This window comes from Latilactobacillus sp. (assembly GCF_033176295.1).
GTDB classification, from domain to species: Bacteria; Bacillota; Bacilli; order Lactobacillales; family Lactobacillaceae; genus Latilactobacillus; species Latilactobacillus sakei.
In genome coordinates, this window is the sequence record NZ_JAMQEX010000002.1 from 20,821 (window position 1) to 32,951 (window position 12,131).

10 protein-coding genes are annotated in these 12,131 nt (G+C 40.5%); 9 read left to right on the forward strand and 1 reads right to left on the reverse strand.

Annotated elements, in window-relative coordinates:
- The first annotated feature begins 302 nt into the window (after window positions 1–302).
- A complete protein-coding gene (gene rny / locus NDN60_RS01550; RefSeq protein ID WP_056948843.1) occupies window positions 303–1,868 on the forward strand; it encodes a ribonuclease Y in 1,566 nt (521 codons plus the stop codon).
- A gap of 152 nt (window positions 1,869–2,020) precedes the next feature.
- Entirely contained in the window at window positions 2,021–3,109 is a 1,089-nt protein-coding gene (locus NDN60_RS01555) for a glycosyltransferase family 4 protein (protein WP_056948881.1), read from the forward strand.
- 25 nt (window positions 3,110–3,134) lie between these two features.
- Here NDN60_RS01555 and NDN60_RS01560 read toward each other — a convergent pair whose 3' ends face one another.
- Window positions 3,135–3,800, reverse strand: coding sequence for a YigZ family protein (locus tag NDN60_RS01560; RefSeq protein ID WP_056948841.1), 666 nt, complete (start codon window positions 3,798–3,800; stop codon window positions 3,135–3,137).
- A 61-nt stretch (window positions 3,801–3,861) separates the two neighbouring features.
- Here NDN60_RS01560 and NDN60_RS01565 point away from each other — a divergent pair, with 61 nt between their 5' ends.
- The 7 genes from NDN60_RS01565 (at window position 3,862) to ftsX (ending at window position 12,034) form a co-directional block, all read left to right on the forward strand.
- The gene (locus NDN60_RS01565) at window positions 3,862–5,199 is read left to right on the forward strand and encodes a DEAD/DEAH box helicase (RefSeq protein WP_056948838.1); all 1,338 of its coding nucleotides are present in this window, start codon (window positions 3,862–3,864) and stop codon (window positions 5,197–5,199) included.
- The gene (locus NDN60_RS01570) at window positions 5,175–5,870 is read left to right on the forward strand and encodes a ComF family protein (protein WP_147658291.1); all 696 of its coding nucleotides are present in this window, start codon (window positions 5,175–5,177) and stop codon (window positions 5,868–5,870) included. Before NDN60_RS01565 ends, NDN60_RS01570 begins: the two co-directional genes overlap by 25 nt.
- A 126-nt stretch (window positions 5,871–5,996) precedes the next feature.
- A complete protein-coding gene (gene hpf / locus NDN60_RS01575) occupies window positions 5,997–6,542 on the forward strand; it encodes a ribosome hibernation-promoting factor, HPF/YfiA family (protein ID WP_056948836.1) in 546 nt (181 codons plus the stop codon).
- A 248-nt stretch (window positions 6,543–6,790) separates the two neighbouring features.
- Window positions 6,791–9,154: a preprotein translocase subunit SecA gene (gene secA / locus NDN60_RS01580; protein WP_011374203.1), complete on the forward strand. Its 2,364-nt coding sequence runs from the start codon at window positions 6,791–6,793 to the stop codon at window positions 9,152–9,154.
- Between the two features lie 69 nt (window positions 9,155–9,223).
- Window positions 9,224–10,340 (forward strand): peptide chain release factor 2 gene (prfB, locus tag NDN60_RS01585; protein WP_099947623.1). Its coding sequence is split into 2 segments (ribosomal slippage): window positions 9,224–9,295 and window positions 9,297–10,340, totalling 1,116 coding nucleotides; the frame shifts between segments, so codons are not numbered across the junction.
- 130 nt (window positions 10,341–10,470) lie between these two features.
- A complete protein-coding gene (gene ftsE / locus NDN60_RS01590) occupies window positions 10,471–11,157 on the forward strand; it encodes a cell division ATP-binding protein FtsE (protein WP_011374205.1) in 687 nt (228 codons plus the stop codon).
- Window positions 11,147–12,034: a permease-like cell division protein FtsX gene (gene ftsX, locus NDN60_RS01595; RefSeq protein WP_099947624.1), complete on the forward strand. Its 888-nt coding sequence runs from the start codon at window positions 11,147–11,149 to the stop codon at window positions 12,032–12,034. The genes ftsE and ftsX overlap by 11 nt, the downstream gene beginning before the upstream one ends.
- The last annotated feature ends 97 nt before the right edge of the window (window positions 12,035–12,131 follow it).

The following is a 12,131-nucleotide window of genomic DNA, read 5'->3' on the forward strand; positions in this document are numbered from 1 at the left end:
TGGTAAATTAAGACTTATAGCGTCTACTACCGAATGGGATTACTAATAAGTTAAGTCATATTCGCAATTGGACCGAAGGCGGTTTGACAATGTCTAAGGGCCTAACACAATAAGCGCTGGATTAACCGAATAAACGAGTGGCAATCAGTCCGGTAAACGGTTGCAATGCTGACACTTTAAGTTGACAGGCGGTTTAGTAAACTATAAAATAACTATGTGTTGAAAAATTAAACATAATTACATCTTTAAAAATTTGCAACGTGCTTGCAATTTAAAATTTTTGATGATGCGGAGGTGAAAAAATGAACTTAGATTTGCTATTAATCCTTACCGCAGTCATCATGTTAATCGTTGGTTTAGCTGTTGGAACGCTTTTGCAAAAGAAGGCTCACGAACGTGAAATTGATGGTGCAAATAAGACTGCTAAAGGAATAATTGAGTTAGCCGAAAAAGAAGCGGCAACGCGAAAAAAAGAAATTCTTTTGGAAGCAAAGGACGAAAATCATCAATATCGCTCTGAAATTGAAAATGAATTGAAGGATCGACGTGGTGAAGTTCAAAAACAAGAGAATCGATTGATACAGCGTGAAGAAACCATGGATCGTAAAGATGCAACGCTTGACAAAAAAGAGCGGGCATTAGAGGAACATGAAAATCTTTTAGCTGAGCAAGCGCAACAATTAACGAAAAAGCAAGCAGAAGTCGAAGCGTTGGTTGAACAACAACGAACGAAGTTACAAGAGATTGCTGAGCTTTCACATGATGAAGCGCAAAAGATCATTTTGGATGAAACGAAACAGAACTTGGATCATGAACGGGCTGTTTTAATTAAAGAAAGTGAAGAGTCTGCTAAAGAGCATGCGGATCGGACAGCTAAAACATTAGTTGCTGAAGCAATTCAACGTAGTGCAGCAGATATGGTAGCTGAAACAACTGTGACGGTTGTAACACTGCCTAATGACGATATGAAGGGCCGGATTATTGGCCGTGAAGGTCGGAACATTCGAACACTTGAAACATTAACTGGGATTGATTTAATTATCGATGATACACCAGAAGCAGTAGTTTTAAGTGGGTTTGATCCAATTAGACGTGAAATTGCCCGGATGACTTTAGAGAAGTTAATTCAAGATGGCCGGATTCATCCAGCTCGTATTGAAGAGATGGTCGATAAGTCACGTAAAGAAATGGATGAACAAATTCGTCAAATTGGTGAACAAGCCATTTTTGATGTTGGGATTCATACCATGCATCCAGATTTAATCAAAGTTTTAGGACGGCTACACTTTAGAACAAGTTATGGTCAAAATGTCTTGAATCACTCAATTGAAGTTGCTAAATTAACAGGGATTTTGGCTGCTGAATTAGGTGAAGATGTGACACTTGCCAAACGTGCTGGGTTATTACATGATATCGGTAAAGCACTGGATCATGAAGTTGATGGCTCCCACGTTGAAATTGGTGTTGAACTTGCAACGCGTTACAAGGAACCGGCAACGGTGATTAACGCAATTGGTTCGCATCATGGTGATATTGAAGCAACGTCAATTATTTCAGTCTTAGTGGCTGCGTCTGATGCAATTTCAGCTGCTCGTCCAGGAGCGCGTTCTGAATCACTTGAAAACTATATTCACCGGCTTGAGAAACTTGAAAGTATTACGAATAGTTTCAAAGGTGTTGATCATAGTTTTGCAATCCAAGCCGGCCGAGAAGTCCGCGTGATTGTTAAACCAGAACAAGTCACAGATGATCAAGCAACCGTCTTAGCGCGTGATGTTAAGAATCAAATTGAAGATCAACTTGAATATCCTGGTCATATTAAGGTGACCGTTATCCGAGAAACCAGAACAGTCGAATACGCTAAGTAGTTATCAGTTGATATATTTTTTGGGGGGACAATTAAATTTGTCACCCCCTTTTTTTGGATTTCATTAAGAAATTAAGTCCTGGTTGTGTTTATGGGCTGGGATTTGTATAATAAAGTGAATGTTAGAGAAAGTAGGCGAATCAAATGATGCCCATGTTTAGAATCATCGTTGGGTTGTTTGCGACCATGCTCGTTTCGGCCGCAATTACACCGCTCGTTAGACGCTTAGCTTTTGTCTTAGGCGCGGTTGATAAACCCAACGCTCGCCGAGTGAACAAGAAAGCGATGCCCTCAATGGGTGGTCTGGCGATTTTTATTGCCTTTAATGTAGGCACTTTTATTCTATTGCGCGGACAGTTTCCGACGCATGAACTATTTAGTATCTTTTTAGCAGAATGTATTATCATCATCACCGGGATGATTGATGATATCAAAGAATTAAGTCCTAAAGAAAAAATGTTGGGAATTTTAATCGCTGGGTTAGTGATTTACTTCCTAGCGGGTGTACGGATGAATATCTTAACCATTCCGTTGGTGGGAACCTTTAAATTAGGTTGGTTAAGTTTTCCAATTACGATTTTCTGGATCTTAGCAATAACCAACGCAGTAAACTTAATTGATGGCTTAGACGGTTTAGCGACCGGGGTCTCAATCATTGCCTTATTCACGATGGGTGTGATTGCCTACTTCTTCTTAGCCATTACTAATGTCAGTGTTTCCATTATGATTTTCTGTTTAGTCGCTGCGCTAATCGGCTTCTTGCCGCATAATTTCCATCCCGCCAAGATTTTCTTAGGGGATACGGGGGCCTTGTTTATAGGTTTCATGATTGCGGTCCTATCCTTGAAGGGTTTGAAAAATGTCACCTTTATTACGTTATTGATTCCAGTTATTATTTTAGGGGTGCCAATTACAGATACGGTTTATGCAATGTTACGACGAATTTTAAATCGTAAGCCAATTTCACAAGCGGACAAACACCATTTACACCATCGCTTAATGCAATTAGGCTTGTCACACCGGCAAACGGTACTGGTTATCTACGGTTTGGCATTAGTTTTCTCACTGATTTCGCTATTATACCCGTTGTCAACACTGTGGGGGAGTTTAGCGTTAACGATTGCCGTTTTGTTTGGCTTAGAATTATTTGTTGAATCAATTGGGTTAGTTGGTGAAAATCGTCAACCATTATTACACTTACTAAAACGATTATTAAAACCGAGAGATGAAGAAAAGGATTAGCCATTGGCTAATCCTTTTTTGATAGTTATTTTTGATAACGTAAGTCGTGAATGGCTTGGGTACTGATGGGGACTTCGTTAAATTGGTGTTGGCCAAGTGTTAATGTGAGCTGCCCATTGAGCAACTCGGTCATCTGGGTTTCAAAGGCGGGGACTTCTTCGGTGGGCAACCAAACCGTTAGTTGAATATCAGTTGTATATTGAATATCTTGGGCAGCTAAATTCAGTTGCGCTAAGCGGTTTTGAAGAGAATCGAACTGTGCGTAGTCGATGGTTAAATGACAAGCAGTTTGTTCAATGCCTTGGACAATGCCAAGATGTTCGAGGGCGGCGGAAGTCGCGTGGCTATAAGCACGAATCAGGCCGCCAGTGCCTAATTTAGTGCCTCCAAAATATCGCGTGACAACGACGCAGAGATTCGTAAGTTGCATTTGACGTAAAACTTCCAGTATGGGAACACCGGCAGTGCCACTGGGCTCACCATCATCGCTTTGTTTTTGAATGTTAGCGGGTTGTCCCAATTGGTAGGCAAAGCAATTATGATTGGCCTTAGTATGTGTTTTACGGACCTGATCGATGAAGGCTTGTACAGCAGCTTCATCACTAACCCGAGCGATTTGACAAATGAAGCGAGACTTTTTAATTTCGAGTTCAAACTGCCCGTCTGCTTGAACGGTTAAATAACTTTCCATAGAAGACACCTCAAAAAAATAGATTCCGATTGCGTATATTAATCCCAAAGGAGCAAATAAAATGGGACAACCAGTGATTGCCTGTGGCCGCCAGTTTACTGCGGCCCAGTTAGCCGATACGCAAAATAATAATTATAGTTTACCACAGATTGAGCGCCGACCCGCGTTTTTACGGGTCAAGCAACGTTTAATCTGCCAACGTTGTCAGCAAGTGGTACCGTCGCAAACTTGCTTACCAGACGGCCGTCATTATTGCGCGCAGTGTTTGTTATTTGGTCGTTTAGTAGAAGGGGATTGGTTATATACAATCCCTGAGGATCATTTATTTAAAACCGCTACACCGAAGTTGACGTGGGCAGGCCAATTAACAGTGTATCAGGAACAAGCCGCCCAAGCAGTGGTAGCGGTTATTCAAGCCCATAAATGGCACGTATTAACAGCCGTGACCGGTGCCGGGAAGACCGAGATGCTTTTTCAAGGGATTCTAGTCGCACTACAAAAGGGACAGCGAGTGTGTTTGGCAGCACCTAGAGTCGCAGTTTGTCTAGAACTGTATCCGCGGCTTCAAGCCGCCTTTGCGACGACTAGTATCATGTTGATGCATGGCGAGCAAACCGAGCCCTATCGCTATACCCAGTTAGTGATTTGCACGACACATCAATTACTGAAGTTTTATCACGCTTTTGATACGGTCATCGTTGATGAAGTGGATGCTTTTCCTTTTGTTGATAATCCAGTTTTAGCCACGGCAGTTGAACAAGCCTGTAAGCCTCAGTGTGCGTTATTATATTTAACGGCTACGCCGACACCAGCCATCAAGCGGGCGATTGCTGCTAAACAAATGACAGTTAGTGAATTACCGCTTCGCTTTCATGGGGGAATATTGCCAGAACCGCAACGGCATGTCGCTTTCAATTGGCGGCCGCGATTAAAGAAGGGCCGGTTACCTAAACGACTTGAGCATGATTGCCAGATTTGTTTAAAAAACCAGCAGATTTTGCTATTTGTACCGCAAGTCAGATTATTAAAACCAGTTGCCAATCGACTATCAATTTTATTACCGGCGGTCAGAATTGAGACGGTGCACGCAAACGATCCTGAACAAATTGAAAAGATCGCGGCGTTTAGGGCTCAACAAATTCAATTAATGGTGACGACCACTATTTTGGAGCGGGGGGTCACATTTAAAAATGTTGCGGTTTTGGTCTTAGGCGCGGAACACATGGTGTTTAATGAAGCCGTTTTGGTCCAGATTGCCGGGCGAGCAGGACGGCATAAAGACTATACCCAAAATCCAGTTCATTTTTATTATCAGGATTATACCCGCGCTATTAAAGGAGCTTGTCGGCAAATTAAGGCCCAAAATCAGAGGGGATGGCGATTACAATCAACTGTTTAATGTGTCAAAATGTCATTATTGAAAAGCCAAGTATTAAACAACTGCTACAACTAAAACCACTACTTAAACCGCATATCTGTCAAATTTGTTTACAGCAGTTTGAACCTATCAGTGGCAACCAGTGTTCGGATTGTAGTCGGCCACTATTGACGGGCATTTTATGTTCTGATTGTCAGCATTGGCGACAACTTTACCCCCAACAGCATTTTAAAAATCAAGCATTGTTTACTTATAATCGGGCGATGCAGTTATATTTTCAACGTTATAAGGGCCAAGGAGATTATCAATTACGGTTACTATTTGAACGGGACATTCAAACGCGGTTTCCAGTAAAGCCCAATGTAGCTTACGTGCCGATCCCATCCGATGAGCAACATCAACAAGCACGCGGTTTTAATCCAGTCCAAGGCTTATTCGAAAATTGTTTTCCGCTAATGTCACTCTTGAAAAAGCGACCAACGGAAAAGGGGCAAGCGCAAAAAAATCGTGCAGAACGACTCGCAAGTCCGCAATTTTTTGAATTAATACCACAAAAGTTACCTGATAAGCTACAGTCGATAACGATTCTAGATGATATTTACACGACCGGTCGAACGTTGTGGCATGCTCAGCAATGTCTGCGTGCTCGTTATCCGCAAATTACAATTAATGCAATTACTTTGGCCAGATAGTAATCGTTTTATTTGTCTATTGGCCGCAATTTATATATAATGAACTTAGTAACAAAGCCCCAATAATCTATCAATTATTGGGTGACAAATAACCAATGGGGTTATTTGTGAAAGGGGAGAAATCATATGCTAAGTTTTAATGTCCGTGGAGAAAATATTGAAGTCACAGAAGCAATTCGGAGTTATGTTGAGAAGAAAATCAGCAAACTCGAAAAATATTTTGATGAATCAGCTACAGCAACTGCACACGTTAACTTGAAAGTCTATCCTGATAAAACAGCGAAGGTCGAAGTGACTATTCCGCTCCCTTACTTGGTTCTTAGAGCTGAAGAAACATCACCAGACATGTACGGCAGTGTTGATCTGGTAACTGATAAACTAGAACGTCAAATTCGTAAATATAAAACAAAAATTAATCGTAAATCACGTGAACGTGGTATCAAGAGTGTTGAATTAGTGGTTTCTTCTGAAGAAACTTTACCAGAAGAACCAATGCAAGTTGTTAGAACTAAACGTGTTTCATTAAAACCAATGGATAGCGAAGAAGCTATCTTACAAATGAACATGTTAGGCCATGAATTCTTTATCTTTGAAGATTCAGAAACAAATGGCACAAGCATTGTTTACAAACGCCAAGATGGTCGTTATGGTTTGATCGAAACAGATGAATAAAAAATTTTAAATAAACATCGTGAAGGGCTCGAGACAAACAAAATAGTGTTTGTTTCGAGCCCTTTATTTATTTTCAGAATAAGACTATAGGTAATAGGGTTAATTTTATGCCTAATCGCATGTATTTGTTTAAGCATCAGGTTTTAATTGACTGTAATAAATGTTAGAATAAGGTGTTAGTGGTCCAGTAATTCTAAAATTTAATTAAAATCATAGTGATCAGAATTTCCAGAGGAGAATTATAATACATGGCAAATTTTCTAAAATCATGGGTAGAAAGCGATAAACGTGAAGTTGGACGAATGGGCAAAATTGCCGATAAAGTACAATCTTATGAAGATGAATACAGTAATTTATCTGACGAAGCGTTACAAGCTAAGACACCTGAATTTAAAACAAGATTAGCAAATGGTGAAACATTAGACGATATTTTACCTGAAGCATTCGCGGTCGCTCGAGAAGGCGCTAAACGTGTGCTTGGTTTATTTCCATTCCGGGTTCAAATTATTGGTGGGATTACATTACACGAAGGTAATATCGCTGAAATGAAAACTGGTGAAGGTAAAACGTTAACCGCCACAATGCCCGTTTATTTGAACGCGCTTGCGGGTCAAGGGGTTCATGTTGTTACCGTCAATGAATACCTTTCAAGTCGTGATGCGACTGAAATGGGTGAATTGTATAACTGGTTAGGGCTTTCAGTTGGTTTGAACTTAAACGCGAAGACTCCTGAAGAAAAACGCGATGCTTACAACTCTGATATTACGTACTCAACTAATAGTGAACTTGGCTTTGATTACTTACGTGATAACATGGTTGTTTACAAAGAAGAAATGGTACAACGCCCATTGAACTTTGCGATTGTCGATGAAGTGGATTCAATCTTAATTGATGAAGCTCGGACACCATTGATTATTTCTGGACAAGCAGAAAAATCAACGGCACTTTATATTCGTGCAGATCGTTTTGTGAAGACGTTAAAAGAAGATGCAGATTATAAAATCGATTGGCCTACAAAAACAATTAGTTTAACAGAAGCCGGTATTGGCAAAGCTGAAGCTAATTTTGGTCTAGATAACTTATATGACATTGAAAATACAGCTTTGACGCATCATTTGGATGAATCATTGCGTGCTAATTTCATCATGTTGAAGGATATCGATTATGTGGTTCAAGATGGTGAAGTCTTGATCGTTGATCAATTCACTGGCCGTGTGATGGATGGTCGTCGTTATTCAGATGGCTTACATCAAGCGATTGAAGCCAAAGAAGGCGTTGAAATCCAAGATGAAACCAAAACAATGGCCAACATTACGTATCAAAATTATTTCAGAATGTATAACAAACTTTCAGGGATGACTGGGACGGCTAAAACCGAAGAAGAAGAATTCCGTGAAATTTACAATATGGAAGTTATCTCAATTCCAACTAACCGCCCAATCGCACGTAACGATAAATCAGATGTGTTATACCCAACGCTTGAAAGTAAATTCCACGCCGTTGTGAAAGACATCAAATCACGTTACGAAAAAGGCCAACCAACATTAGTTGGGACGGTTGCGGTTGAATCATCAGAATTACTATCACGTTTATTAGACGAAAATAATGTGCCGCATGCTGTCTTGAATGCGAAAAACCATTTCAAAGAAGCTGAAATCATCATGAATGCTGGTCAACGGGGCGCTGTTACAATCGCTACTAATATGGCTGGTCGTGGGACTGATATTAAATTAGGACCTGGTGTCACAGATTTAGGTGGTTTAGCCGTTATCGGTACTGAACGTCATGAATCACGACGGATTGATAACCAACTTCGAGGCCGTGCTGGTCGTCAAGGTGATCCTGGTGAAACACAATTCTATATGTCATTGGAAGACGACTTGATGAAACGTTTTGGTTCAGAACGAATCAAAGCATTCCTAGATCGGATGAAGATTTCAGACGACGATGCTGTCATCCAAAGTAAGATGATTACGCGCCAAGTTGAAGCCGCACAAAAACGGGTTGAAGGGAATAACTACGATACACGTAAACAAACCCTTCAATACGATGATGTCATGCGTGAACAACGTGAAGTCATTTATAAACAACGGATGCAAGTCATTATGGCAGAAGACAACTTAAAAGAAGTGATTATGCCAATGATTTCAAGAACGGTTAAACGAATCGTTCAATTGCACACACAAGGTGATACAGCAGATTGGAACCTTGAAGCAATTCATGATTTTGCAACGACTTCAATGGTTAGTGAAGAACAATTAACACTTGAGAAGTTACAAGGCAAGTCAGCTGAAGAAATCGAAGCATTATTGATGACTTTTGCAGAAAAGAATTACGCGACAAAACAAAAACAATTATCTGATGAAAATCAAATGCTTGAATTTGAAAAAGTTGTTATTCTCCGTGTTGTTGATGAACGTTGGACAGACCACATCGACGCAATGGATCAACTTAGAAATTCAATCGGATTACGGGGCTACGGTCAAATGAATCCATTGGTTGAATATCAAGAAGAAGGCTACAGAATGTTTGAAGAAATGATTAGTGATATCGATTACGATACAACTCGACTCTTCATGAAGGCGGAAATTCGTCAAAATATTCGACGCTAATTAACGAATGGCTGAGGCAATTGACTTAGCCATTTTTTAATGGCATGAAATCAAAAAGAGGTTAATCAAATGGAATTAAGTGAAGCAAGACATTTATTAAACGAAATTGAGAGTAAAATAACGCAGTTCAGGGGGTCTCTTTGACTTAGAAGGCCTGCAAGAAAGCATCGCACAAAATGAAGCACAGATGGGCGATCCTGATTTTTGGAATGACCAACAATCAGCGCAACAATTAATTGATCAAAATAATGTGTTAAAGGAAAAGTATGATTCTTTTAACCAATTACAGGCGCAGTTTGAAGAATTGAGTGTCACTTTAGAGTTATTACAAGAAGAACCTGATGACGAGCTACAGGCGAGCTTTGAAGCCGACTTAGAGCAGATTCAAAGTCAGATGCGCCAATATGAATTGGGGCAATTATTATCAGGTGAATACGACAGCAATAACGCAATCGTTGAATTACATCCTGGTGCTGGCGGAACAGAATCCCAAGACTGGGGTGCGATGTTATTACGAATGTATCTACGTTGGGCAGATGAGCACGGTTTTACCGTAGAAACAGAGGACTATCAAGCCGGTGAAGAAGCCGGGATTAAGAGTGTCACTTTGATGATCAAGGGCCATAATGCCTACGGATTATTGCGCTCTGAAAAAGGGGTCCATCGCTTAGTTCGTATTTCACCATTTGATTCAGCCGGTCGGCGCCATACATCATTTTGTTCTGTCGATGTGATGCCTGAATTAGACGGGTCAATTGATATCGAAGTTCGCACAGAGGACTTGCGGGTTGACGTTTTCCGTTCCAGTGGGGCTGGTGGCCAACATATCAATAAAACCTCTTCAGCCGTCCGCTTAACCCATTTACCAACGGGGATTGTCGTTAGTTCACAAGCACAACGATCACAGTTGCAAAATAGAGAAACTGCGATGAACATGTTGAAAGCCAAGTTATATCAAAAAGAACAAGAAGAACAGGCCAAAAAAGCAGCCGCTATCAAGGGTGAACAACTCGAAATTGGCTGGGGTTCACAAATTAGATCGTATGTTTTCCACCCCTATACGATGGTTAAAGATCACCGGACTAATTACGAAACAGGTAACGGTCAAGCCGTCATGGACGGTGATTTAGATCCCTTTATGTATGCGTACTTACAATGGCAATTGAGCCAAAAAAATCCGAATTAAGCTTGGCAGAGGGATTCGTTAGAGTTTACTAATTTTGATGCCGAATAAGTAAGACGGCATGCTATAATAAGATACGACTAGTGTTTTTTGTAGATTACATGATGAACAATTAAAAAGGAGTGTTACCTCAGTGATTCGAATGACGAATGTGTCCAAAGAATATCCAAATGGTGTCACAGCAATCAAGGATTTATCCGTAACGATTGATGCTGGCGAATTTGCCTATATTGTTGGGCCAAGTGGTGCTGGTAAATCAACATTTATTAAGATGTTATATCATCAATTAAAGGCCACCAGTGGTGAAATTGAAGTGGCTGGTTTTGATTTAGTGAACATGAAAGATCGGGAAGTCCCTTATTTACGCCGTAAAGTCGGTGTGGTTTTCCAAGATTTCAAATTATTGCCACGATTGACAGTTTTTGAAAATGTCGCTTACGCAATGGAAGTCATTGAAGCTGAACCCGAAGTCATCCAAAAACGAGTACTTGAAGTGCTTGAATTGGTGGGTCTAAAAGCCAAAAATGATCGCTTCCCTAACGAATTATCTGGTGGGGAACAACAACGAGTTGCTGTTGCACGGGCAATTGTCAACTATCCAGAAGTCTTAATTGCTGATGAACCAACTGGGAACTTAGATCCAGAAACGTCAGAAGGCATTATGGATATTTTAGAAGCCATCAACAATAAAGAAACAATTGTTTTAATGGCGACTCATAACAGACAAATGGTTAACGAACGGACGCATCGTGTCTTAGCGATTGAAGATGGTCGTTTAGTCCGGGATGAAAAAGAAGGTGAGTACGGCTATGAAGATTAGAACGTTGAAGCGCCATTTAAATGATAGTTTTAAGAGTTTAAAGCGTAATGGCTGGATGTCAGTCGCTGCTGTCAGTGCTGTTACAGTCACATTACTATTGGTCGGCGTTGTTTTTGCGATGATTTTTAATTTTAATAAAATTTCAAATGACATCGAAAATGACGTGCACGTCCGGGTAATGGTTGAACGTGGTACAACCAACGACCAGAAAAACCAGTTAGAAAAGAAACTTAAAAAAATGGCGTCCGTCAAAAAAGTCACTTATTCAAGTCGGAAAAAAGAATTGAATAAGGTGGTTGGTAGTTACGGCCAATCATTCAAGGTGTTTACCGGCGACGATAATCCACTTTATGATGTTTATATGGTCAGCACAACGAATCCCAATAAAACGATTGGGGTCGCTAAAAAGGCTAAGAAATTAGCGCACGTTTACGACGCTACTTATGGTGGTAATAATGCTAAGAAACTCTTTAGCGTGATGAAGAATATCCGCAAATGGGGCTTAGGCTTTGCAGCGTTACTCTTATTCGTAGCTGTCTTCTTAATCTCAAATACGATTCGGATTACGATTTTATCACGGCGTGACGAAATCGGGATTATGCGTTTAGTTGGGGCAACTAATGCCTATATTCGCTGGCCATTCCTCTTTGAAGGGGCTTGGACCGGGTTATTAGGGGTAATTGTTCCGGTTATCGTAATCGATTTTGGTTATGTCTGGGTTTATAATCATATGGCCCTCAGCATGGCTTCTGCCGGTTACTCACTCTTACGACCAGGCATGTTCTTATTCCAACTCGATTTAACAATGGCTATTTTAGGGATTGTTATCGGGGCCTTGGGATCAGTCGTTTCAATGCGTCGTTTCTTAAAAATCTAACAAGTAATCATACTGATTTACAAAAAGGAATCTCAGCTTTTTAGCTGGGGTTCCTTTTTTAGCGTTTTTAAGGGCTAGGCAGTTAACGGGACAAAAT